Below are 23911 nucleotides of genomic sequence, written 5' to 3'. Positions count from 1 at the left end.
TGAGGCGCGCATCCCCGACCACGTACTGATCGTGTTCCTACACAGGACCACGCAGAACATGTTCTTCCGGTTCGACCCTACGTCAATCCCGCGCCGGAAGGCTGCCCGGAAGAGTGACCTGGATTCGGCAGCCACGTGACGATTCGGCCACTCCGATCTCGCCGCCGTGCAGATCCACCGCCCAGCGGGCGATCGCGAGCCCCAGACCCGTACCGCCGTCGCTGCCCGGACCGGACTGGGCCGGCACCTGTCCCCGGTTGAACCGCTCGAAGACCATGTGCCGCAGCGCCTCCGGGATGCCCGGGCCCTCGTCCTCGACCTCAAGGGCCAGCGAGTCCGCCCAGTCCCCGCGCCGCGCCCGTACGGTCACCCGGCCGTGCGGCGGCGAGTGCTTCACCGCGTTGTCGATCAGGTTCGCCATCACCTGGTGCAGCCGCTCGGCGTCCGCGTGCGCGGTCAGCTCGGGCGGCGACACGTCGAGGTGCAGATGGACGTCCGTACGGTTGTGCAGCCCGGACGTGGAGGACAGGCCGCGCTGCGAGGCGGCCAGATTCGCCTCGCGGAGCACGCCCGAGAGGTACGGCCAGACTTCGAAGCGTCGTGCCTTGAGCGTGACGACACCGTTGTCGAGCCGTGACAGGTCGAGCAGGGTCTCCACCAGCCGCCCGAGCCGCTCGGTCTGCTTCAGGGCCGTCCGCATGGTCTCCGGATCGGCTTCCGAGATGCCGTCCACGACGTTCTCCAGGACGGCGCGGAGGGCGGCGATGGGGGTGCGCAGCTCGTGCGAGACATTCGCCACCAGCTCCTTGCGGTGCCGGTCGACCGACTCCAGGTCGTCCGCCATGCGGTTGATCGTGGAGGCGAGGTCGCCCAGCTCGTCGCGGCGGTCCGCGCCGCGCACCCGCCGGCTGAAGTCCCCGTGCGAGATCGACCCGGCCACCGTGTTCATCTCGTCCAGCGGCGCCGTCAGGGACTGCGCCACGAACTGGGTGATCAGCAGCGTCGCGATCATCGCGAAGATCGTGATGTACCGGAACTCCGTGGAGGTCCGGATCGCCACCAGCGCGAGCCCCGAGGTCAGCAGGACCGCCCCGACGACCAGCGTGCCCAGCTTGGTCTTGATCGAGATCACGATCCGGCGCCTCCTCCGGGGCTCGGGGCGCTGCCCCCGGCGGCTCATGACGCCGGCGTCTCCAGCGCGTAGCCGACGCCGTGGACCGTACGGATCCGCTCGGCCCCGATCTTCCGGCGCAGCGCCTTGATGTGGCTGTCCACCGTCCGCGTGCCGGAGGCGTCCGCCCAGTCCCAGACCTCGGCGAGCAGCTGCTCGCGGGAGAGGACGGCGCGCGGGGTGTTCGCCAGGCAGACCAGCAGGTCGAACTCGGTCGGCGTCAGGTGCACGTCGTCGTTGCGGACGCGGACCCGGCGCTGCGCGTGGTCGATCTCCAGCTCGCCGAGGCGCAGGATCCCGCTGCGCGGGGTGACGGCCGCGAGCGCGGCGCGTTCCACCCGGCGCAGCAGCACGTGCACGCGCGCGGCCAGCTCACGCATCGAGAACGGCTTGGTCATGTAGTCGTCGGCGCCGACGCCGAGGCCCACCAGCATGTCCGTCTCGTCGTCCCGCGCGGTGAGCATCAGGACCGGGACGGGACGCTGGGCCTGGACCCGGCGGCAGACCTCCAGGCCGTCGAAGCCGGGCAGCATCACGTCGAGCACCATGAGGTCCGGCTGCCAGGCCTCGGCGGCGTCGACCGCCGCCGGACCGTCCGTCGCCGTCTGGACGAGGAATCCTTCCGCCCGCAGCCGGGCGGAGATCGCATCCACGATCGTCGTGTCGTCCTCGACGACCAGCACCCGCCGCTGCGCACCCGGAGTGGCCGCCGCACCGTGGTGAGTGGTGTGTGTCTGCTCCATTGCCCCGCCTCGCATCGCTGGTGTCGGCCAGCAGCCTAGAGGCACTTGCCGCGTCCCGGCTACGCAGGCCTGATGCCGAGGTGCACCACGTCAGGGACGCCCCGGGCAACGGGGATCTCTTCCGTCCGTACCCCGCTGAATCCGGCATTCCGCAAGGACTCTTCGAAATCGGCGGACGGCTGGGCCGACCATACGGCGAGGATTCCGCCCGGATTCAGGCACCTGGCGCAGGCCGCCAATCCCTTGGCGGAGTACAGGTTTTGGTTGTCCTCCGTGACCGTCCAGTCGGGGCCGTTGTCGATGTCCAGACAGAGTGCGTCGTACGTGTCGGGGGAGCTGTGCACGTACTCGACCAGGTCCGTGTGCAGGATCACGTTGCGCGGATCGGCCAACGCCGCTCCCGAGATGGCCGAGAGTGGACCCTCGCGGTGCCATTCGATGATCGCCTGCTCGCGTTCGACCACCGCGATCCGGCCCCAGCGGGGGTCGGCGGCGGCATGGGCGAGGGAGAATCCGACCCCGAGGCCGCCGATGAGGACACCGGCCCCGGCCCGCCCGTCGAGCGCGCTCATCGCGGCGTCGACGAGCAGCCGCTCCGAGCGCCCGTCGGAGGTGTCCATCAGGAAGGTCCCGTTGGCGATGATCTCGAAATGCTCGTCGCGCCGCCGCAGCACGACTTCTCCGTACGGGCCTTCGCGGCGGTCGAGGGTGACGGGGCTGGACATGTTCGCTCACTCCCGGTCTCGGCAGACGACTGTCGGGCCATCCTGGCGGGGCGGGCGGGGCCGGGACAAACGGGATATTGGATCCGATGGATCCAATCATGGATCCAATATCCAATATCCAAGTTCGTGGATCCAGTGGATCGGATCCTGGATCGTGGATCGTGGATCGTGGATCTTGGGTACTGGCTCCGATGGTCTGGATATTGGATCCGATCTATTGGATCCGATGCGTTGGATCCAATGTGTTGGATCCGGTCACCCGTTCCGTACGGGGTGACGGGCGCCGCGCCAGGTGTAGAGCGCCGTGCCGCCGGCGAACGCGCCCAGCGCGACCGCCCAGGCGCCCGGTTGCGGGCCCGGCTGCATCGGCCAGGCCCACAGTGCGGCCGTTCCCCCCGGTTCGGGCGGCGCCGCCACGTAGACCGAGCCGACGTACGCCGTCATCGGCAGCCAGCTCGGCCGGGCGCCGAACAGCGCCGCCGCCGCGGCCGTCACACCCACCGAGCCCAGGGTGTTTCGGACGATCGCCGGCGCACCGAACTCCTCCGGGTGACCCGGCACCGCGAGTGCCAGCAGGGCGACGGCCAGGGCGGTCAGGGCGAGCAGGTGCGCGAGGCGACGCGGGGGCCATGGGCGGGTCGCCGTACGGTCCAGCTCGTCGCTCGCCGCGTACAGGCTCGTCCCGATCGTCGACGCGGCCAGCAGCGGGCCGAGGACGACGACCGGCGCGCGGCCGGCGTGGTCGAAGCCCGACTGCAGCCAGGACGCGGACCAGGCGGCCGCGGCCGCCGTGCCGAGCAGGGCGGCGACGGCGCCGGGGAGCGTACGCGAGCGGGCGTAGAGGGCGAGGCCGCTCATGGGATCGGCACCTCCTCGGGGCGGCAGCGGTCCGCGGCCAGGTAGCGGGCGAGGTAATCCCGTTGGGCGGCCGGGGACTTGGCGCGCAGGGCGTCGAGATGGCGTTCTGTGGACGGGCCGACGGGGACTCCGTAGCCCTCCGGCGTCGGCGCCAGCCACTCCGACACGGCGAGATGGACTTCGCCGAGCCGTTCGACCTCCGGACCTGCGAAGTCCTCGGAACGGCAGGTCTCGGAGAAGAGCCACTGGACGGCCGAGTTGAGGTACAGGTCAGGGTTCCGGAGCCGGCCCCGTACCGCGTCCAGCGACGGGTCCGGCAGTTCGGTCTCCCCCGCGCCGGGGCCGTTCGGGCCGCCGACCCAGCGCACGGGGGCGCCCGGCAGCCCGCGCAGCCGCTCGTTGAGCGGCGCGAGCGTGCGGGAGATGTCCGGCAGCAGTCCGCGGTCCAGGGCCGGTACGCAGACCTGGGGTGTTCCGGAGTCGCAGACCGGGCGGCTCGCCTCGTGGTCCGGGCGCCACGGCCCCTCGTCGGGCAGCCGGAGGACCGGCACGGCCGCGGCGACCGCGGCGGCGAGCGGAAGCAGGGCGAGCAGCCGCAGCCGCGCGGGGCGGGCGGCGTACGCGAGGAGGGCCGCCAGGGCGAGACCGCCGGTCCAGACGGCCGAGGCCGGGGCGAACCACCACACGGGCTCGTCCCAGGGGGAGGAGTGCTCGGCGGCCGGACTGAGCCAGCGCGCGGCGCTCTCCGTGTACGCGCCGATCCCGAGCCCGGCATACCCGGCCACCGCGAGCAGCGGTGCCGTCAACCGCCACGGCACCAGCAGGCCGACGAGATGGCCGAGCGTGCCGAGGGCGGCGAGCGCGACCGCGTCGGCCGCGACGAGTTCGAGGTACGGCCGGCCGCCACCGACGTACGGCCAGGTCGCGAGCAGACACACCGCCGTGGCGAGCAGCTGTCCGGCGGCCGGCCAGAGCGCGGAGGGCGCGACGGCGAGCAGCGTACGGCGCAGCCGGCCGCGCGGGACGGAACGCAGCAGCTCCAGCGTCCCGCGGCGCCGCTCCCGGCCGCCCTGCCAGCAGCCGGCGGCGAGCGCGAGCGGGCCGGCGAGCAGCCCGGTGGCGACGTGCAGGGTGTCCGTGGCGTCGGTCCAGCGCGACTGCCAGTCGGGTGCCTTGCCGTACATCGTCACGAGGATCGTGACCGCGACGGCGGCGCCGACCCAGGGCCCGGCGCCCCGTCGCAGCTCGGCGCGGAGGACGGAGGTGCGGGGCGGGCCGACGGCCTCGCGGGGCGGGGTGGCGGTCGCGGTCACCGGAGGCCCCCGGTGGAGTCGGCCGACGGCGCACGGTGGGCGCGGAGCGCCGACGTGTAGCCGCGTTCGATCGCGTTGCCGGCGTCCCCGGCCTGTCCCGAGCCCGCCGACTCCTCGCCGAGGGCGGTCAGTTCCGCGGTCGTGCCCCGGAAGGCGATACGGCCCGACTCGATCAGCGTGACCTCCGAGCAGGCCGCCGCCACGTCCTCCACCAGGTGGGTGGAGACGATCACCGTGGACGACGCGCCGATCTCCTTGAGGAGCGTCCGGAACTCGACCCGCTGCTCGGGGTCGAGGCCCGCAGTCGGCTCGTCGAGGAGGAGCAACTCCGGTTCGTTCACGATCGCCTGGGCGATCCCCGCCCGCCGGACCATGCCCCCGGACAGGGTCTTCAGCCGGGCGTCGACCCGGTCGGTCAGGCCCACCCGCTCCACGGCACGCTCCACGGCGGCGGGTGCGTGGTCCGCGGGCATCTCCTTGAGCCAGGCCACGTACGCCACGAACTCACGGACCGTGAAGCCCGGGTAGTACCCGAACTCCTGGGGCAGGTAGCCCAGTCGGCGGCGGATCTCGGACCGCTCGCGGTGGGCCGCGGCGTCCCTGCCGAGGAGTTCCACCCGGCCGTCCGACGGGGCGGCCACGGTCGCGAGGACGCGGATCAGGGAGGTCTTCCCGGCGCCGTTCGGGCCGAGCAGTCCGTGGACGCCGGGGCCGAGGGTCAGGTCGAGGCGGTCGAGCGCGACGGTCCGGCGGTGCCGGACGGTCAGACCGCTCGCCGTGACGGTGGTCGCCGAGGCACCCGGCGTACGGTGTGTGCTCGGCGTGGTCCGGGTGGTCACCGGGTCTCCAGATGGTCGAAGGAACGGCGGCGCAGGGCCAGCAGGCCCGCGCAGGCGACGGCGGCGGCGGCCCAACCGCCTTGCGCGGCGGGGCCCGCGAGGTACTGGGCCAGCCCGGTCGTGGCCCCGGGCCGCCCGAGCACAGGACCGGCCACGGCGAGCAGCCAGCCGCCGGTCAGCGTGAGGGCGGCCGCCCGGCACCCCACGAACGAGCCGAGGGCCAGGGCCGCCAGCGTCAGCGCGAGCCCGGGCAGCAGCCAGGCGGCGGCCCCCGGTACGCCGGTGACCGGCGGCAGCAGGGCCCCGGCCGCGGTCAGCACCGGTACGCAGACCCCGAGGACGGCCGCCGCCCGGGTGAGCAGCAGGCGCAGCCCACCGGAGGGCGTCGCCACCCCGATCTCGTACATCGGGTCGGCGTGACGTCCGTACGAGACCGCCACCCCGACCAGCGGCAGCACCGGGGCGACCGCGAGCAGCACCGGCCGCGCCCCCCGGAAGCCCGCTCCGTACGCGAGCCCCATCGCCGCGGCGACCACGACGAACACCGCCACCAGCCACGCCCCTCGCAGCGCGGGGCCCGCGGCCCAGAGCACCCGCGCCCAGCGGGACGCGCCCATGCGCCGGTGCGGCCCGGCCGGCCACGGGTGGGCCGGGCCCCGGTGCGGCTCCGCCCCCGTGCGGACCGTTTCAAGCAGTGCGGCCCGGACGTCGGCGAGGACCGGACCCGATTCCCCCGCCCGGACGGCCGCCGAGACGCGGGCGGCGCAGCCGCCGCACACTTCGACGTGCTTCTCCAGGGACCAGGCGTCGGGCTCGGCCGCCGAACCCGTCGCGTAACGGGCGGCCAGCGCTTCGCTCACGTGCCACGGCGCGGTCATGCGGTGCCTCCCAGGGGGTGCGGGCCGAGGGCGGCGCGCAGCTCGCGACGGGCCCGTAGCGCCCGGGTCTTCACGGTGCCCTCCGGTATCCCGAGCAGCCGGGCCGTCTCGCGGGTGGTCAGGCCGTCCACGACGGTGGCCCGCAGCACCTCGCGCAGCTCGGGCGAGATCCGGTCGAGGGCGGCGCCGACGTCTCCGTACTCGAGGCCGGTGAGGACGCGGTCCTCGGCCGAGGGGGCGGGGGCGACCGGTTCCGGTGCGGCGCGTTCGGCGCGAGCCCGGACGCGCTGGGCGTCGACCAGGCGGCGCGCGGCCACGACCCAGAGCCAGCCGCCGGCCTCGCCCCGGCCCCGGTGGGAACCGGCGGAGCGCCAGACGGTGACGAAGGTGTCCTGGAGGACCTCCCGTACGGTCTCCTCGTCCGCGCACCGCCGGGCCAGCCGGGCGTGCAGCCACCCCGCGTGCCGGTCGTACAGCTCCGCCAGCGCCTCGGCGTCGCCCCGGGCGACCGCGCGCAACAGCGCGGAGTCGTCCCGCTCTTCTCCCCGTTCGGGGCGCAACAGTCTCACGCCCCTCTATCGCTCGGCGGACGGTCGGCGGTTCACGCGGCCGCCGACGCCGGTTTCGAGACTCAGGGGCTCGTCGGGGGGCCGCCGTCGGGGAGGGCGGCGAAGACGCGTTGCAGGGCCGGTGGGCGGTCGCCGTCGGCGGTGACCACGACGCGGTAGCGGTGGGTGAGGACGTACTGGAAGCCGTCGGCCACCGGCTTCCCCGTCGGTCGCGTGGGCACCTTCTCGTACGCCGGGTCCTCCAGCGCCGCGCGGAGTTCGGCCACTTCGGCTGCGGTCATGCGGCCGGTGCGCGGGGACTCCGTGCCGGAGCGGGTGGTGTAGGTGCCGTCGTAGTGGACGATCAGCTGGTTGCGGACGCCGGCGAGGCCGCCGTTCACGTTCACCTCGACGAGGACCTCGCGCGGGCCGGGCTCGTGGTCGTTCTTCACGGTCCCGTCCGTGCCGGTGGGGACCGGGGGCGCGGGGACGGTGCCGGTGGCGGGCGGGGCGGTTCCGGTCGGCGCGGTGGCCGCCGGTGCCGTCGCGGCGGGTGTCGACGGGGGGCCCTGCTCGCCGCAGCCGGCCACCGCGAGGACCGGGACCAGGACCGCCGTGGCGGCCCAGAGCCTCCCGTACCGCCTTACGTTCACCGCTCCGCCGTTCACCATGACCCCGAGCATGCCCTCACCCGATCCGGTTGACCAGGGCCGCGTGCAGGGCGTCGAGGCGGGGGCCGTGCGGGCCGCCGCGTACCGCCAGGTCGACGGCGTCGACGCACGGCCGGCACCGGTCGAGGTGGGCCTCGGCGTGGCCGAGGAGCTCGGGGGAGAGCTCCCCGCGCGCGTACGCCTGCACCCAGTGCGCCGGGAGGTGCCGGGTGGGGACGGGCGTCACGGGGGGAGAGAGCTCGGTCATGCGGGGGCCGCTTTCGGACGTGGGGGTGGGGGTGGAGGCGGGGGATTCCCGGGGGTTACGGGCGGGGGCGGGGGACCCTGTCGCGGTCATGGGCACCTCCTCCGCCGGTTCCGTGGGCACCGTCCGGGGCCTCCGCCTCGCGCTCGGCCACGATCCATTCGCGCAGCCGGGCGCAGCCCCGGGCGGCGCGGGCCTTGACCGTGCCCTCCGGGACGGCGAGGCGCTCGGCGGTCTCGCGGACGCTGTAGTGCTGGAGGTAGCGCAGCTCGATGACCTCGCGCTGCGGGGCGGGGAGTCCGGCGAGCGCGTAGGCGACGGCCGCGTAACGCGGCGAGGAGGCGAGCAGGCAGTCCTCGGCGGAAGGGGTCGTTCCGGCGCAGGCGGGGGTGTGCTCGCGCGCCCGGTCGGCGAGGGCGCGCTGGCGGCCGGCGGCCCGTTCGAGGTCGATCGCGCGGCAGTGGGCTATCCGCCGCAGCCAGGCGGGAACGCTGCCCTCGTGGAAGCCGGACGCGCTCTTCCACACCGTCAGGAAGGTCTCCTGGACGGCGCCCTCGACGGTCTGGGCGGGGAAGCCGCGGTTGAGGAGATGGGCGAAGAGGGGGCCGGCGTGCCGGGTGAACAGCTGGGACAGCGCGTCCCTGTCGCCTTCGGCGACGGCGTGGACGAGATGCCCGTCGCACGCGTCGTCCTCGCCGGCCGGCCTGCGCGGGGCCGGCGCGCGGGTGGGTGGCACGTCGGCGGAGGGCCCGTCCGCCGGTGGCCGGTCGGCGGACGGCCCGTCCGCCGGTGGCCGGTCGGTGGATGGCCGGTCCTCGGATGGCCGGTCGGTGGATGGCCGGTCCTCGGCCCCCGACCCGTCCTCGGTGCACTGCCCGCACCCGGGGAAGCTCGTCGTCACGACCTCTGAACGCGCGGGAGGGGTACGGAGGTTGCAATTCCGCGCCCCCTTCTCACACGCGTTTCACGCGCGCCCCCGGCCGGCCCTTGCCGCCCCGACCCCCGCTCCCTACGCCTCCCGCACGATCCCCGTCAGCGGGCACTCGTAGCGCCAGTCCAGGCTGTCGTAGAGGGCCAGGCCGTCGCGGGTGGCGAAGAGGACGCCCGTCGTCGCGCCCGCCTGGGCGGCGGCCGCCTCCAGGGTGCGCATCACGTTCGAGCCGAGGCCGCGGCGGCGGTGGCCGGCGTGGGTCTCGATCTGGTCGGCGACGGCCGTCGCCCCCGTCGGGGCGATCCGCCCCCACGCGGCGAGCGTGCCGTCCGGCGCCACGATCCGGACCCGGATCACGCCGTCCCGGGTCTCCGTCGTCCGTGCGTACCCCTCCGGTGCCGGCGGGCGCGTGCCCGGGTCCAGGGTCTTGCTCATCATGTAGCCGGGGTCGTCCGGGACGGTCCACCCCGGAGTGATCCATTCCGCGACCTCCTCCGGTCCGGCCATCACCTTCAGCCAGGCGCCCGGCACGGTGATCTCCGCGCAGAGCTTCCCGACGGACACCGCGTCCGGCGCCGGCAGGACGTGTCGGAAGACGTGCGTCGGCAGGCCGACGTCGATCCGCCAGCCCCAGGGCTCGACGACAGCGGGCGAAGTGCCCCGCGCGACGGTCCAGCCCGCCACCCAGGCAGAAGTAATAGACGCAGTATCCATGTGCTCATTACAGGGTGGAGGCGACGGCCTGCGCCAGAGTGATCGCTCAGGGCGAACAGTCCGTGGGGAACATCCCGAGGCTCACGTGCATTGAGTCCACATAGCTCAACTTGACTGCCGAAGGGGAGATCATGGCTGCGACGTCCTCACCGCTCACTCTGCCTGTGCTGCCGCTCGACGACGAGGTCGTGCTGCCCGGAATGGTGGTGCCGCTGGACCTGTCCGACAACGACGTACGGGCCGCGGTCGAGGCCGCCCAGGCCGCCGCCCGTTCCGGGAACGGCACCGGAAAGCCCAGGGTGCTCCTCGTGCCGCGCATCGACGGCACGTACGCCGGTACGGGTGTGCTCGGCACCGTCGAGCAGGTCGGCCGGCTGTCCGACGGCGACCCCGGCGCGCTCATCCGCGGCCTCGGCCGCGTCAGGATCGGCGCGGGTACGACCGGCCCCGGCGCCGCCCTCTGGGTCGAGGGCAGTGCCGTCGACGAGACCGTGCCCGACCCGCTGCCCGGCTCGGTGGCCGAACTGGTCAAGGAGTACAAGGCGCTGGCCACCAGCTGGCTGAAGAAGCGCGGCGCCTGGCAGGTCGTGGACCGTGTCCAGCAGATCGACGGCGTCTCCGCGCTCGCCGACAACTCCGGCTACTCACCCTTCCTCACCGTCGAGCAGAAGGTCGAACTCCTGGAGACCGCCGACCCGGTCGCCCGCCTCAAGCTCGCCACCGCCCAGCTGCGCGAGCACCTGGCCGAGCAGGACGTGGCCGAGTCCATCGCGAAGGACGTCCAGGAGGGCGTCGACAAGCAGCAGCGCGAGTTCCTGCTGCGGCGCCAGCTGGACGCCGTACGCAAGGAGCTGCGCGACCTCAACGGCGAGACGGACGGCGACGAGTCCGACGACTACCGGGCCCGCGTCGAGGCCGCCGACCTGCCCGAGAACGTACGGGAGGCGGCGCTCAAGGAGGTCGAGAAGCTGGAGCGGTCCAGCGACCAGTCCCCGGAGGGCTCCTGGATCCGCACCTGGCTCGACACCGTCCTCGAACTGCCGTGGAACGAACGCACCGATGACCAGTACGACATCCTGGGCGCCAAGGCCGTCCTCGACGCCGAGCACGCGGGCCTGGAGGACGTGAAGGAGCGGATCACCGAGTACCTGGCGGTGCGCAAGCGGCGCGCCGAGCGCGGTCTCGGCGTGGTCGGCGGCCGGCGCGGCGGCGCGGTGCTGGCCCTCGTCGGCCCGCCCGGTGTCGGAAAGACGTCGCTGGGCGAGTCCGTCGCGCACGCGATGGGGCGGAAGTTCGTCCGCGTCGCGCTCGGCGGCGTACGGGACGAGGCGGAGATCCGCGGCCACCGGCGTACGTACGTCGGCGCGCTGCCGGGACGGATCGTACGGGCCATCAAGGAGGCCGGGTCGATGAACCCGGTGGTGCTCCTCGACGAGATCGACAAGGTCGGCTCGGACTACCGGGGCGACCCGGCGGCCGCGCTGCTCGAAGTCCTCGACCCGGCGCAGAACCACACCTTCCGCGACCACTACCTGGAGGTCGAACTCGACCTCTCCGACGTCGTCTTCCTCGCGACGGCGAACGTCCTGGAGGCCATCCCGGAGGCGCTGCTCGACCGGATGGAGCTGGTGCGGCTCGACGGGTACACGGAGGACGAGAAGGTCGTCATCGCCCGTGACCACCTGCTGCCGAGGCAGCTGGAGCGGGCCGGCCTGGAGCCGGGCGAGGTCGTCCTGGAGGACGCGTCGCTGCGGAAGCTGGCGGGCGAATACACCCGTGAGGCGGGCGTACGGAACCTGGAGCGGTCCATCGCGCGGCTGCTGCGGAAGGTCGCGGCACAGCACGAACTGGGCGACCGGGAGCTGCCGTTCACGGTCGGCGTGAACGATCTGCGCGGGCTGATCGGCCGGCCGCACCACATCCCGGAGTCCGCCCAGGACCCGGCGGAGCGCCGTACGTCCGTACCCGGCGTGGCGACCGGTCTCGCCGTCACCGGCGCGGGCGGTGACGTCCTCTTCGTGGAGGCGTCGCTCGCCGACCCGGAGACGGGCGCGGCGGGGCTGACCCTGACCGGCCAGCTGGGCGACGTGATGAAGGAGTCCGCGCAGATCGCGCTCTCCTTCCTGCGGTCGCACGGCGCGGAGCTGGAGCTGCCCGTGACCGGTCTGAAGGACCGGGGCGCGCACATCCACTTCCCGGCGGGCGCGGTCCCGAAGGACGGTCCGAGCGCGGGCATCACGATGACGACGGCACTCGCGTCGCTGCTGTCCGGGCGGCTGGTCCGCACGGACGTGGCGATGACCGGTGAGGTGTCGCTGACCGGGCGGGTCCTGCCGATCGGCGGCCTGAAGCAGAAGCTCCTCGCGGCGCACCGGGCGGGCATCACGACGGTCGTGATCCCGAAGCGGAACGAGGCGGACCTGGACGACGTCCCGGCCGAGATCCTGGAGAAGCTGGAGGTCCACCCGGTGACGGACGTCCGCCAGGTCCTGGAGATCGCCCTGTCCCCGGCGGAGGTGTCGGTGAGCGCGGTGGCGTGAGCCGGTTCGGTACGTGGGTACATCAGTAACCACGTCGGTACGAGGAGTGCGGCGTCCCCGCGCGGGGACGCCCCACTCCTCGTCGTGCACCGGGTGTTCGGAGTACCTCCGGGCAGCCTCTCTTCATCCCCGGGTGTCCTTTCCGCCCTTGAGCGCGGTCGGTCGGACCCGCAGCATGGGTGCGCGATCCGTGCGTTCACGAGAGGAGAAGCCGCCATGCATATACCTCGGCGAGATCACCGGCGCACGCGCCGACAAGATCACCTCGCTTTGAGCGGGGAAGCCGACATCCGTATCCTGGCCACCAGGTTGGGGGGCCGATGGGACAGTCGAAGAGGAAGCGCCGACAGCTGGACGAGGCGCGGCGGGCCGCTGCCTTCGACGGGGAGTCGACGCGGGTGGACATCCTCTGCGGGCGTCTGAGGCAGCCGACCGTCCACCGGCTCAGCCAATTCGTGCCGCACGCCGACCGTGCGTCACCACCCCCCTCACCATCACCGCTCCGCACTCTCGACGTGAACGTGAACCGAGGAGAACCCGCCATGCCCCCACTGCCGTCGCTCTCCGCCCAGGCGGACCACCTCGTCGACCTCGGGGTGGCCGAGCTCGCCGGGATATCCGCCGACGAACTGCGCGCCTTCGCCGAGCGCTCCGGGGCCGAGCGCACCGACGTGCTGCTCGCCGTCCACCCGGAGCGGGCGCCCGCGTCCGCGCTCGCGCCGCTGCTCCGCCGGGAGGACAAGCCCGGGTTCGTCGTGGTCGACATGCCCGACGTCGACGACTTCGCCCCGTACGACATCGAGGTGCCCGACGCGCCGCTCTACCTCGTCGCCGGGGTCGACCGGGGTGACCAGATGTCCAACTGGAGCCCGGAGGAGGCGCTGCCCGCGCTCACCAAGGAGGAGCGCACCCCGTTGCTGCTCACCGAGGGCATCCACTGGGTGCTCCAGGAGCCGGCCGCACTGGAGCGCAACCGCTGCTTCATGACCATCGGCTCCCGGCTCCGCAAGGCGAACGGCGCCCTGGACGCCCGTACCCCGGCGATCTGGATCAGCAACGGCACCGGTCGGGACGGCCGCGAGCGGCGCGACGCGCCCAAGGTCGGCTGGTGCTGGTGGGGCAACCGCCACACCTGGCTGGGCTTCGGCTCCACCACCGGCCGGAGCGCCTAGGCCCGGACCGTCGATCGATCCTGGAACACTGCGCGGATGACTACCTTGGCTCAGCTGCGCACGTACGCGGTGGCGCCCTCCCGGAGGTCGAGGAGGGCACGCACGTCGGCATGGCCGCCTTCGCCGTACGGGGCAAGGGCTTCGTCTCGGTGACGAAGGACGGCCACGTACAGCTGCACCTGCCGTAGGACGAGGCCGAAGCCGCCGTGGCCGCGCACGCGACCGGCGAGAGCCTCGTCCGGGCGGGCAGGCCGATCGGATTCCGCGTACCCCTGGCCGACATCAATGGCAAGGACCTGAACGCCCTGGTCCGGGCCGCCTGGTTCAGCCGCGCCCCCAAGCGGCTCGCGGCAGCCCTGGCCACGGCGGAGGCGCCGGCCGGCGAAACCGGCGGCGACCTGCCCGCCGGCATCGGCAGGCCGGCGACCCGGGCCCTGCTCGGTGCGGGGCTGACGACGCTGGACCAGGTGGCGCGGCACACCGGACGCGAGCTCCTGGCCATGCACGGTGTCGGCCCGAAGGCCGTGCGCGTCCTGTCCGAGGCGCTGGAACAGCGGGGCCGGTCCCTGCGCGGGTAGCCGTGATCGCGCAGGGATCCGAAGGACCTTACCGATTCCTGACGCCGCCCCCTCGGGACGCCCACAACTCCCCAACCGCCTCAAGCGTGTTCGTCAGACCCCCGTCCTCTGCGCCTACCCGGAGTGCACGAACCACCCCGAGGCGCCGACGCCCGGCAACAGCGGTTCGAGGAGGAGACGGCGAAGTTCCGCGAGGTGACGACCGGCTGCGCCGGCTGCCTCGCGGCGAGCGGAATCCCGCTCGCCGCGAGGCTTTTCCGTCAGGTCGTACACCGATGCCCCGTCATGCCGTACGCCGTGACGACGCCCGCCGTTACGACGCGTTCCGGCGCCGCGTCAGGAGCAGGCTGCCCGCGCCGAAGGCCGCGAGCGCGCCCGCGCCCGCGAGGGCAAGCGGGAGCGGGGAGGAGGGGGGCTGCGCGGTGTCGGAGGACAGGGCCGGGGCGTGTTCGTCGCCGCCGTGGCCCGCGTGGCTCACCGTGGAGCGGTCCGCGCCCGCCGCGATCTTCGCCTCGCTCGGGGCCGACGCCGCCGACGCCGTACCGCCGAAGGCGACGTCCGAGCAGCTGTAGAACGCCTCCGGGCTGTCGCTGCGCTGCCAGACCTTGTAGACGATGTGGCGGCCGGTGCGCGCGGGCAGGTTGCCGGTGAAGTTGTAGTAGCCGTCCGCCGAGGTACGCGTCGTGGCGTAGGTGGCCACCGGGGTCGCGTCCAGGTCCGACCACTTCAGCGGCTTGGTCGGGTCGAAGCCGGGCTTGGTGATGTAGACCGTCATCGTGCCCTGGTGCGGCGCGGTCACTCGTACCTTGAAGTCGAAGGAGCCCGCCGACACCGCCGTCGCCGGCCAGTCCGTCCGGGCCCAGTCCAGCGCCCGGTACTTCTCGCGGTTGGCCGAGCAGAGCTTGCCGTCCGGGATGACCACCTGGTGCTGACCGTCCGCGTTGGCGATGTTCACCTCGTTCCAGTCGTAGAGCGGCTGCGTGCCGGAGTCGGCGACCAGGTCCTTGCACACCTGCGACTTCGGCGTCTCCGGGCCCTCCGCGTAGCAGGCAGCCACCCGGCTCACCGGGTTGAAGACCGCGCCGTGCGCGCCGGCGGTCGACGGGGTGAGCGGGATCAGTGCGGCGGCGGACAGGGTGACGGCGGCGGCGGTGCGGCGGTACGACGACGGCATGCGGGGCTCTCTCTCGCGCGTGGGGGTCGGACGGGACGAGCAACGAGGGGATCGCGTACGGGAGTTGGGGAGGTCCGTACGCGCCCGTCCGAGCCTCGCATTGGTCCATACCAATGAGCAAGAGGGAGGGAGGACGGAAAGTCGGGCGTGGCCTTCCGGGTGCGCCGCCGCACGCCCGGAAGGCCGCCGTATGAGTCCTGCTCAGCCGTTCGCCAGTGCCACCACGCGCGAGAGGTCACCGTTGAACCGGTTGTGGTCGCCGACCGTCGGTCCGGTCGAGGTGTACTGCCACATCGTGTAGTACGGCCACCCGGCCGGCAGGGTGCCGACCGTGGACGCGTACCGCGCGATCCACAGCGGGTTGCTCGCGCCGAAGCCGGAGTAGTTGCCGGTGCACTGCGTCCACCAGCTCGTCGCCGTGTAGATGACCGCGTCCCGGCCGGTCCGCGCCTTGTAGCGGTTCAGGAAGTCACGGATCCAGGTGACCATCGCGGACTGGGACTTGCCGTAACAGGTCGCGCCGTACGGGTTCCACTCGATGTCCAGCGCGCCCGGCAGGGTCTTGCCGTCCCGGGACCAGCCGCCGCCGTTGTTCACGAAGTAGTCGGCCTGGGCCGCGCCCGTCGTCGTGTCCGGGGTCGCGAAGTGGTACGCGCCGCGGATCATGCCCACGTTGTAGGAGCCGTTGTACTGCTGCGCGAAGTAGGGGTTCTTGTAGTAAGTGCCTTCCGTCGCCTTGACGTAGGCCCACTTCACCCCGCTGTTCCACAGGGTCGACCAGGCCACGTTCCCCTGGTGGCTGGAGACGTCGACGCCCTCCGTCTGGGCGGCGCGGGGCGTGCCCGGCGTGCCGGAGGTGCCGTCGTGGGCGACGACGCCCATGCCCATGTGGGCGGAGCCGCGCGGGGGAACGGCCTCGGCGTCGGTGCCGGCGGCGCCGGCCGGGGCGGCGAGAGTGAGGGGCAGGAGCAGGGCCAGGGCCGCGAGCGCGGCGCCGGCGAGGGTCTTTCCGGATCTGTGCACGGGCATTGCGTGCCTCCGAAAGGCTCGGCGGGGGGAGCGAGTCGACCGTCCTGGTGTGGACATGTCACCGACGACGCTACGCACGTAGACCCGCCGGGCGGAAGGGGGCCCGGGTGCTGCCGTTGGTCTACGCCTGCGAAATACTGAGAGAGCTGCGGTGATGACCGCGGATGGAAGAAACTTTCAGCGACCGGAAAGCGCGCGAGGGGTGCTGACGTGCACGGAAGCGGTACGGGGAGTGAAGCCGAACCCACCGGCGGGGCTCGCGGTGGGAGTGGTGTGGACCAGGAATTCCTGGCCCTCGAAAGGGAACTGGCGGTCTTTCTGCGCCGCGCCCGCGCGTCGTCCGGCGAGATGGCCCGCGAGGTCCACCCCGAGCTGGAGTCCTCCGCGTACGGCCTCTTCGTACGGCTCGACGACACCGGGCCGCAGCGCGCCACCGAACTCGCCGGCTACTTCGGCGTCGGCAAGGCGACCATGAGCCGCCAACTCCGCACCCTGGAGGACCTCGGGCTCGTCGCCCGCGACCCCGATCCGGCCGACGGACGAGCCTCGCTCGTCCGGCTCACCGAGGAGGGGCGGCTCCGCTTCCGGCGGGTACGGGACGCCCGGCGCGGGCGGTACGTCCGCAAGCTCGCCGACTGGGACCGTGGCGAGGTCGCCGAACTGGCCCGCCTGCTCCACCAGCTGAACGCGCGCGCGGAGGGCTGAGGCCTTCGGGGGCTCCTCGGAGGAGACCCCTCCTCAGGCCCCCTCAGCCCTCAGCCCCCTCGGCCCCCTCAGAGAAGCGCGTGGACCGCCGTCGCGTCGTCGTGGCGCTTCCAGCGGTGGGCGGCGGCGCCGGACTCCTCCAGCGCGCGGACCCGGGCAAGCAGTCCGTGCGCGCCTTCCTCGGCCAGCACCGCGAAGCAGTCCGTCCAGTCGCCCGCCCCGAACAGCTCCACCCAGCGCGACGCCCCGTCCGTGAGCGCCGCCAGGGCCCGTACCTCCGACCGGGGCGTCGTCCCGGTCACCGCCCGCCGCGCCACCTCCGGGTCCGCCGCCGCCGTGAAGAAGCCGCCCTCCTGGTTCCGTAGCCGGTCCGTGGCCGCCAGGGAGCGGCGGACCTCGGCCGGGATCCGGTCAAGCCGGTCGTCGAGCACGGCCCGCACCGCCCCGTCCGGCGCCTCCAGGAGCAGTACGGAGTCGGACAGCACCAGGTGCTCCACGTCCGTCGCGTCCCAGCGGGCCATCACGACGGTTGCCTGGGGAGTACGTACGTGAGAAAGGTCACAGGTATCGCGGTGGGCGTTTGCGGTGCGCCGGATTGCCTCGGCCAGAATCCCGGGCAGCGTCATGTCGCGCCGCGAAGCGGACAGTTCGGTCAGGGCGCCGCCGAGGCGGGCGGTGAACCAGGGCACGTCGTGCACACAACCGTCATCACCGGCCGGCGGTGTCACCCCGTCGAGCACCACGACCGTCCCGCCCCCGCCGGACGCGGGTAGAGCGGTGGCCGCCCAGTCCTCGTTGGGGCGTTCGGGACTGCCGGGAAGAGTGACGACCTCGGTGCGCATGATCCCCAGTCTGCCCCCGACGTCGTCGGTGGCCGCATGGCGCCTTCACAGCACCTCCCAATGGCCGAAATTGGCCTGTACCAGGCCTTCGAGGGCCGTACGAGAGGCGGAAGCTGAGCCTCCGTCGAGCTGCGGGCGGGCATCTTGCCAAAGCCCGAGCGGAAGATCCAACCGGCGCCCCGCACGGCCGCGCGGACGGGCCCGCGCGAAGTTGTTCGCCAACTCAGGAGTGTTGTTCACTCGTTCGGGTGGCGGAGCGGCCGATGCGCGTCCCCTTCCCAGAAGCGCTGGAATGGTCGGAAGCCGTACCAGGGGTGGGGGCGCTCTAAACACGTGACCGGTCGTCACCTCTGCTTCATGGGCGGACGAGTCGAGAATGCGAGCACCGGTGCAGAAGAAGCGGCCTCGGAGCAACAACGGCACGCGGAGCCAGGCCCCCGGTGACCCGCAGACGACGGGCGACGCCACGGGCCCCGGCGCCGTACCCGGAAACGGGAGCACCGCATCCGTACCCGTCGTACCCGCGCCCACCGGGCGCCCCAAGCGCGTCCGTAACCGCCTCGTCGCCGGGGTCGCCCTCGTCGGAGTCACCGTGCTCGCCGCCGGCGCGCCCGCGGTCCTCACCGCCTCCGGCGAACTGAGCGACGCCCAGCGCCTGGTCACCCTCGCCGAGCTGGACCGGCAGGCCGTCACCCTCGCCCACTCCCTCGCCGACGAGCGCGACGAGGTCGTCGCGTACATCGCCGCGGGCCGCGACGAGCAGCAGGGCGACACCGACGACAAGCGGCAGATCACCAGCACCCGCTCGACCCGCGTCGACCGCCAGATCGACGAGATCCGGCCCGCCGCCCCCGCCGAGCTGCGCCGCGACCTCGCGGGCCTGCCGTCCATCCGCCGTACCGCGCTCACCGGCAAGGGCACCGCCCTCGAAGCCCACCGGGCGTACACGGAGGTCATCGCCAAGCTCCAGGCCCTCGCCGACGAGCTCGCCGAGCAGACCCCCGCCCGCGCCGCCGACGCGACCCGGGCCCCCGCCGCCCTCGGCCGCGCCGTCGAACAGGCCTCAGCCGCCCGCGGGCTGCTCCTCGCCGCCTTCGCCGTACCCCAGCCGAAGTCCACCGGCGTCATCTACGACCCGATCACCGGCACCTACGTCCCCGCCAAGGCGGAGGGCGCCGACGAGGCCGAGCGGACCCGCGACGCCCTGACGGCCGCCGCCCAGCAGGCCCGGGTCCGCGAACTGGCCGCCCTCGCCGACTTCGACCAGGCCGCCACCACCGCCGGCCGGGACTCCCTCGCCGCCACGGTCGCGGGACCCGACGTCAAGAAGGCCGAGAGCCTGCTCGCCAAGCTCACCGACCAGCCGCAGCTGACCAAGTCCGAGCGCAGGACCGACCCCGAGCAGCTGGACGCCGCGCTCTCCGCCCGCATCGAGCAGATGCGCGGCGTGGAGTCCTCGCTCGCCGCCACCCGGGTCGACCGCCTCGCCCAGCTCCGCGACGACGACGTCACCGCCCTCGAAGTACGCATCGCCTACCTCGGCGGCTTCCTGCTGGTCGCGATCGGCATCTCCACCTTCGTCGCCCGCACCCTCACCCGCCCCCTCGCCGTCCTGCGCATCGGCGCCGCGCGGCTCGCCGCCGCACCGGAGCCCGAGACGGAGGAGCCGGTCCGCTTCACCGGCCGCAACGACGAGTTCGCCCAGGTCGTACGGTCCCTCAACACCCTGCACGGCAAGCTGGCCGACCTCGGCCGGCGCGCCGGGCGGCTCGACAGCGAGCGCGCCGACCTGGCCGGGGCCCGGGAGGCGCTCGGCGCCGAACTCGCCGCCCAGCGCGCCGAACTCCAGGGGCAGACCGCCGTGCTCACCGCCGAGCTCGAACGGCTCCGGCACAGTGTCCACCACACCTTCGTCAACCTCTCGCTGCGCAGCCTCGGGCTCGTGGAGCGGCAGCTCGGCGTCATCGAGAAGCTGGAGGAGCGCGAGCAGGACCCCGACCGGCTCGCCACCCTCTTCAAGCTCGACCACATGGCGACCGTCATGCGCCGCCACAGCGAGAACCTCCTCGTCCTCGCCGGTCACGAACACGTCCACGGCCACCCCGGTCCCGTCCCGCTGGTGGACGTGCTGCGCGCCGCCGTCAGCGAGATCGAGCGGTACGAGCGGGTCACCCTCCAGTCCCTGCCGCCGCACGCCCAGATCGCCGGGTTCGCCGCGGACGACCTCAGCCACCTGATCGCCGAACTCCTCGAGAACGCGACCTCCTTCTCGCCGCCCGACGCGCAGGTCCAGCTCTCCGGGTGGCTCCTGGAGAGCGGCGAGGTCATGCTCTCCGTCCAGGACGAGGGCATCGGCATGACCGAGTCCCGGCTGGCCGAGCTCAACGCGCGGCTCGCCTCGGCCGACCCGGCCGACGTGGAGGGGGAGGGGCTCGGCATCCGCGTCACCGCGCTGCTCGCCGCCCGCCACGGCGTACGGGTGGAGCTGCGCGCGCAGAAACAGGGCGGCATCACGGCGGTCGTCGTCCTCCCGCTGCCGCTGCTCCCGGACGCGCCGCCGACCGCGGGCCCGCCGGCCGTCCCGGTCGCGGGCGCCGCGCCCACGCTGAACCTCCCGGGCTCCGTCGCCGAGGCCAACTCCAACACCCTGCCCTCCCGCACCCGCGACCCCCTCGTGGAGGCCGCGGAACGCGCCATCGAGGCGGCGGTGACGGAGGCGGCGGAGGCGGAGGCGGCGGAGGCGGCGGCCACGGTGGAGGAACAGGCCGCCGAGGAATCCGCGGTGGATCCGACGCCCGAGCGGGAATCGGATGGTGGATCCGAGATAGCGGATATTGGATCCAATGTCCAGGATCATGGATCCGATATCCAAAATCCGGAGTCCGGCCCGGAGTTCGTGGACCCCGCCCCCGAGGCCCCCGCGGCCGCGGAGGCCCCCGCCGCCCCCCAGCCTTCCCCCGCCGAGACCACCCTTCAGGTCCGGCTGCCCGACCCGCCCCCCGAGCCCGACGCGCACGAGCGTGCGCGCGAGGAGGGCGAGCCGCAGCCGTCGGCCGCCGCCCCCCGCGTCACCGACAAGGGGCTCCCCAAGCGGACCCCGAAGGTCGTCCGGCAGACCGGGGCGGACATGCCCGCCGCGCGCTCCGGTGGCGTGGACCCGGAGGCCCTGCGCCGCAGGCTCGGCGGCTTCCACCGAGGAGCAGAGGAGGGCCGTAAGGACGTCGAGGCCGAGATCGAAGCACGTACCGAGGAGAAGACGGGGGAGACAGTCGAGGAGGCACGCGGTTGACCGCGACCGGAACATCTGAGACCGGCACACCTGAGACCGGAACGTTCGGACCGAGCACGGAAGCCCGCAACCTGCACTGGCTGCTGGGCAACCTCGTCGAGGAGGTGCCCGGGGTCCGCTCGGTCGCCGTCGTCTCCTCCGACGGACTGCTGCTGCTGTCGTCCGACCCGGCGGCCCAGGACGCCACCCCCGCCGAGGACCGGGCGACCGGCCCCCGGGGCTCCAGCGCCGACCTCGCCACGATCGTCTCGGGCATCGCCAGCCTCACCATCGGCGCCGCGCGGCTGATGGACGGCGGCGGCGTCAAGCAGACGATGGTGGCCATGGAGGAGGGCAGTGTCTTCGTCATGTCCATCAGCGACGGCTCGCTGCTCGGCGTGCACGCCGAACCCGACTGCGACATGAGCGTCGTCGCGTACCACATGGCCCTCTTCGTCGGCCGCGCCGGACACGTCCTCACCCCCGAACTCCGCAGCGAGCTGCGCAAATCGATGGAGAGCGCCCAGTGACGTCCGTGTCGACCGCCCACCCCGTCAGGCTGCCGGTACGGGGTGAGGGGCGCCGCCCCGCGCGCGTACGCCCGTACTCGCTCACCGGCGGCCGCACCCGCTTCGGCCACGTCCTGCTCGTCGAGACCTTCGTCGCCGCCCTGGAGGCGGCGCCCGGGAGGAAGGTCCTGACCGATGGCGGGCCGGCCGCCCGGGGCCTCATGCCCGAGATGCGGGCCATCGTCGAAATCTGCCGCCGGATGCGTACCGTCGCGGAAATCTCGGCGCTCCTGAAGATGCCGTTGGGTGTCGTCCGAGTGCTGCTCAGCGACTTGGCCGACCAGGGAAAGATCCGTGTGTACGGGACCGGTCACGGCACCGGCCAGCCCGACCGCGCGCTCCTCGAAAGGGTGCTGAGTGGACTCCGCCGTCTCTGAAGCCGCCGTCTCCGCAGCCGCCGTCTCCGAAGCGGCTGCCCCGGCCCTCGCCGGAATCCCAGCCCAGCCCGAAGCCCAGCCCGAACGCCACGAAACGGGCACCGAAGAGGGCGCGCAGGACTGGCAGCTCGACCACACCCGCGCCCCCATCGCGACGAAGGTCGTGGTCGCCGGCGGCTTCGGGGTCGGCAAGACGACCTTCGTCCGGGCCGTCTCGGAGATCACCCCGCTCCAGACCGAGGCCCTGATGACCCAGGCCGGCGAGGACACCGACGACATCACCGCGACGCCCGACAAGCTCACCACGACCGTGGCGATGGACTTCGGCCGGATAACCCTGGACGACGACCTCGTCCTGTACGTCTTCGGCACGCCCGGCCAGCAGCGCTTCTGGTTCATGTGGGACGACCTGGTGCGCGGCGCGATCGGCGCGATCGTGCTCGCCGACACCCGCCGGCTGACCGACTGCTGGCCCGCACTCGACTACTTCGAGAGCTGCGGGCTGCCGTACGTCGTCGCCGTCAACCACTTCGAGGGCACCGAGCGGTTCGAGCCCGAGGACGTCCGCGAGGCGCTCACCGTGCCCCCGGACGTACCCGTCGTGATCATGGACGCGCGCAAGCGGTACAGCGTCGTGGAGACCCTGCTCGCGACGGTCGCGCACGCGCTCGAAGCCGCCCCCGAATAGGCCTGCCCCCCGAATAGGCCCGCCCCCCGAACAGGCTGCCGCCGCACCCGAACAGCCTGAACGACTCGTTAGGAACGCCCGCCATGCGGAAGATACTCATCGTCGGAGCCGGCCAGTCCGGTCTCCAGCTCGCCCTCGGACTCCAGTCGCAGGGGTACGAGGTCACCCTCATGTCCAACCGCACGGCGGACGAGATCCGGTCCGGCCGGGTCATGTCCACCCAGTGCATGTTCGACACCGCGCTCCAGCACGAGCGCGACCTCGGCATCAACTTCTGGGAGTCCCAGGCCCCGAGGATCGAGGGCCTCGGCGTCTCCGTCGCCGCCCCGGACGCGTCCCGCCCGATCGACTGGGTCGGGAAGCTCGACGGCTACGCGCAGTCCGTCGACCAGCGCGTGAAGATGGCCGGCTGGATGGAGACCTTCGCCCAGCGCGGCGGCCAGCTCGTCATCCACGGCGCGGCCGTCTCCGACCTGGACTACTTCTCCCGTACGTACGACCTGGTGCTCGTCTCCGCGGGCAAGGGCGAGCTGGTCTCCATGTTCGGCCGGGACGCCGCCCGTTCCCCGTACGCCGAGCCGCAGCGCGCGCTGGCCGTCGCGTACGTCCACGGCCTCGGCCCGCGCCCCGAGCACCCCGACTTCGACGCGGTCCGCTGCAACCTGGTCCCCGGCGTCGGCGAGCTCTTCGTGATGCCGACCCTGACCACCTCCGGCCGCGCCGACATCCTCTTCTGGGAGGGCATACCCGGCGGCCCGCTCGACGTCTTCCAGGGCGTCAAGGACCCCTCCGAGCACCTCTCCCTGACCCTTGAGCTGATGGAGCGGTTCACGCCCTGGGAGTACGCCCGCGCCACCAAGGTCGAGCTGACCGACGCGGGCGGCACCCTGGCGGGCCGCTACGCCCCGACCGTCCGCAACCCCATCGGCCGCCTCCCCGGCGGCGGCCTGGCCCTGGGCGTCGCCGACGTCGTCGTCGCCAACGACCCGATCACCGGCCAGGGCTCGAACTCGGCCGCCAAGTGCGCCGCGGCCTACCTCGCCGCGATCGTCGAGAACGGCGACAAGCCCTTCGACGAGGACTGGATGCGGTCCACCTTCGACCGGTACTGGAACACCGCACAGCACGTCACCAAGTGGACGAACGCGATGCTCGGCGTCCCGCCGGAGCACGTCCTGAACCTGATCGGCGCGGCCGGCCAGCTCCAGCCGGTCGCCGACCGCTTCGCCAACGGCTTCAACGACCCGGCCGACTTCGAGAACTTCTTCTACGAGCCGGAGAAGACCGATGCCTACCTGGCGTCGGTCGCCGGGGCCTGACGGTCGGGGAGAGCC

The 23911-nt window shown here is 73.1% G+C and carries 24 protein-coding genes; 9 read left to right on the top strand and 15 right to left on the bottom strand.

What is annotated here, in order from left to right:
- Nucleotides 1-82: 82 nt before the first annotated feature.
- From Q5762_RS07130 to Q5762_RS07075, 12 genes are all read right to left on the bottom strand, one after another.
- Complete coding sequence (locus tag Q5762_RS07130; protein WP_315891129.1) at nt 83-1180, bottom strand: HAMP domain-containing sensor histidine kinase; 1098 nt, start codon at nt 1178-1180, stop codon at nt 83-85.
- On the bottom strand, nt 1177-1914 hold the full coding sequence (locus Q5762_RS07125) for a response regulator transcription factor (RefSeq protein WP_315891128.1): 738 nt from the start codon (nt 1912-1914) through the stop codon (nt 1177-1179). Before Q5762_RS07125 ends, Q5762_RS07130 begins: the two co-directional genes overlap by 4 nt.
- 59 nt (nt 1915-1973) lie before the next feature.
- A complete protein-coding gene (locus tag Q5762_RS07120) occupies nt 1974-2639 on the bottom strand; it encodes a spermidine synthase (protein WP_315891127.1) in 666 nt (221 codons plus the stop codon).
- A 255-nt stretch (nt 2640-2894) separates the two neighbouring features.
- Complete coding sequence (locus Q5762_RS07115) at nt 2895-3497, bottom strand: hypothetical protein (RefSeq protein WP_315891126.1); 603 nt, start codon at nt 3495-3497, stop codon at nt 2895-2897.
- The gene (locus Q5762_RS07110; protein WP_315891125.1) at nt 3494-4810 is read right to left on the bottom strand and encodes a hypothetical protein; all 1317 of its coding nucleotides are present in this window, start codon (nt 4808-4810) and stop codon (nt 3494-3496) included. Before Q5762_RS07110 ends, Q5762_RS07115 begins: the two co-directional genes overlap by 4 nt.
- Complete coding sequence (locus Q5762_RS07105) at nt 4807-5649, bottom strand: ABC transporter ATP-binding protein (RefSeq protein WP_399494623.1); 843 nt, start codon at nt 5647-5649, stop codon at nt 4807-4809. The genes Q5762_RS07110 and Q5762_RS07105 overlap by 4 nt, the downstream gene beginning before the upstream one ends.
- Nucleotides 5646-6527, bottom strand: coding sequence for a zf-HC2 domain-containing protein (locus Q5762_RS07100; protein ID WP_315891124.1), 882 nt, complete (start codon nt 6525-6527; stop codon nt 5646-5648). Before Q5762_RS07100 ends, Q5762_RS07105 begins: the two co-directional genes overlap by 4 nt.
- Complete coding sequence (locus Q5762_RS07095) at nt 6524-7096, bottom strand: RNA polymerase sigma factor (protein WP_315891123.1); 573 nt, start codon at nt 7094-7096, stop codon at nt 6524-6526. Before Q5762_RS07095 ends, Q5762_RS07100 begins: the two co-directional genes overlap by 4 nt.
- 62 nt (nt 7097-7158) lie before the next feature.
- Complete coding sequence (locus Q5762_RS07090; protein WP_315891122.1) at nt 7159-7746, bottom strand: hypothetical protein; 588 nt, start codon at nt 7744-7746, stop codon at nt 7159-7161.
- 16 nt (nt 7747-7762) lie between these two features.
- Nucleotides 7763-8083, bottom strand: a complete 321-nt coding sequence (locus tag Q5762_RS07085) for a zf-HC2 domain-containing protein (protein ID WP_315891121.1) — start codon at nt 8081-8083, stop codon at nt 7763-7765.
- Complete coding sequence (locus Q5762_RS07080) at nt 8049-8891, bottom strand: sigma-70 family RNA polymerase sigma factor (RefSeq protein WP_315891120.1); 843 nt, start codon at nt 8889-8891, stop codon at nt 8049-8051. The genes Q5762_RS07085 and Q5762_RS07080 overlap by 35 nt, the downstream gene beginning before the upstream one ends.
- A gap of 108 nt (nt 8892-8999) precedes the next feature.
- Nucleotides 9000-9635, bottom strand: coding sequence for a GNAT family N-acetyltransferase (locus Q5762_RS07075; protein WP_315891119.1), 636 nt, complete (start codon nt 9633-9635; stop codon nt 9000-9002).
- Nucleotides 9636-9766: 131 nt separating this feature from the next.
- Between Q5762_RS07075 and lon the strand changes: the two genes are divergently transcribed.
- The 3 genes from lon (at nt 9767) to Q5762_RS07060 (ending at nt 13925) form a co-directional block, all read left to right on the top strand.
- Nucleotides 9767-12175 (top strand): endopeptidase La, encoded by a 2409-nt coding sequence (gene lon / locus Q5762_RS07070; protein WP_315891118.1) that lies wholly within the window; start codon nt 9767-9769, stop codon nt 12173-12175.
- Between the two features lie 542 nt (nt 12176-12717).
- Nucleotides 12718-13347 carry a DUF5701 family protein gene (locus Q5762_RS07065; RefSeq protein WP_315891501.1) on the top strand — a complete coding sequence of 210 codons (630 nt, stop codon included), beginning with the start codon at nt 12718-12720 and terminating at the stop codon, nt 13345-13347.
- A 206-nt stretch (nt 13348-13553) separates the two neighbouring features.
- Nucleotides 13554-13925: a hypothetical protein gene (locus tag Q5762_RS07060; RefSeq protein ID WP_315891117.1), complete on the top strand. Its 372-nt coding sequence runs from the start codon at nt 13554-13556 to the stop codon at nt 13923-13925.
- A 313-nt stretch (nt 13926-14238) separates the two neighbouring features.
- Here the strand turns inward: Q5762_RS07060 and Q5762_RS07055 are convergent, their stop codons facing one another.
- Together Q5762_RS07055 and Q5762_RS07050 are read right to left on the bottom strand one after the other, a co-directional pair.
- Nucleotides 14239-15099: a lytic polysaccharide monooxygenase gene (locus Q5762_RS07055; RefSeq protein ID WP_315891116.1), complete on the bottom strand. Its 861-nt coding sequence runs from the start codon at nt 15097-15099 to the stop codon at nt 14239-14241.
- A 201-nt stretch (nt 15100-15300) separates the two neighbouring features.
- Nucleotides 15301-16128, bottom strand: a complete 828-nt coding sequence (locus Q5762_RS07050) for a lysozyme (RefSeq protein ID WP_315891115.1) — start codon at nt 16126-16128, stop codon at nt 15301-15303.
- Between the two features lie 210 nt (nt 16129-16338).
- Here Q5762_RS07050 and Q5762_RS07045 point away from each other — a divergent pair, with 210 nt between their 5' ends.
- A complete protein-coding gene (locus Q5762_RS07045) occupies nt 16339-16833 on the top strand; it encodes a MarR family transcriptional regulator (RefSeq protein WP_315891114.1) in 495 nt (164 codons plus the stop codon).
- A gap of 68 nt (nt 16834-16901) precedes the next feature.
- On the opposite strand, the gene Q5762_RS07040 is transcribed toward Q5762_RS07045, so the two are convergent.
- Nucleotides 16902-17675, bottom strand: a complete 774-nt coding sequence (locus Q5762_RS07040; RefSeq protein WP_315891113.1) for a hypothetical protein — start codon at nt 17673-17675, stop codon at nt 16902-16904.
- A gap of 376 nt (nt 17676-18051) precedes the next feature.
- Here Q5762_RS07040 and Q5762_RS07035 point away from each other — a divergent pair, with 376 nt between their 5' ends.
- From Q5762_RS07035 to Q5762_RS07015, 5 genes are all read left to right on the top strand, one after another.
- Complete coding sequence (locus tag Q5762_RS07035; RefSeq protein ID WP_315891112.1) at nt 18052-20964, top strand: nitrate- and nitrite sensing domain-containing protein; 2913 nt, start codon at nt 18052-18054, stop codon at nt 20962-20964.
- Entirely contained in the window at nt 20961-21473 is a 513-nt protein-coding gene (locus tag Q5762_RS07030; protein ID WP_315891111.1) for a roadblock/LC7 domain-containing protein, read from the top strand. The genes Q5762_RS07035 and Q5762_RS07030 overlap by 4 nt, the downstream gene beginning before the upstream one ends.
- Complete coding sequence (locus tag Q5762_RS07025) at nt 21470-21889, top strand: DUF742 domain-containing protein (RefSeq protein ID WP_315891110.1); 420 nt, start codon at nt 21470-21472, stop codon at nt 21887-21889. The genes Q5762_RS07030 and Q5762_RS07025 overlap by 4 nt, the downstream gene beginning before the upstream one ends.
- On the top strand, nt 21870-22577 hold the full coding sequence (locus Q5762_RS07020; RefSeq protein ID WP_315891109.1) for an ATP/GTP-binding protein: 708 nt from the start codon (nt 21870-21872) through the stop codon (nt 22575-22577). Before Q5762_RS07025 ends, Q5762_RS07020 begins: the two co-directional genes overlap by 20 nt.
- A gap of 83 nt (nt 22578-22660) precedes the next feature.
- Nucleotides 22661-23896: a styrene monooxygenase/indole monooxygenase family protein gene (locus Q5762_RS07015; RefSeq protein ID WP_315891108.1), complete on the top strand. Its 1236-nt coding sequence runs from the start codon at nt 22661-22663 to the stop codon at nt 23894-23896.
- The last annotated feature ends 15 nt before the right edge of the window (nt 23897-23911 follow it).

It is taken from the genome of Streptomyces sp. P9(2023), assembly GCF_032436795.1.
Classification (GTDB): Bacteria; Actinomycetota; Actinomycetes; order Streptomycetales; family Streptomycetaceae; genus Streptomyces.
This window is presented reverse-complemented; position numbering and strand designations above follow the sequence as displayed.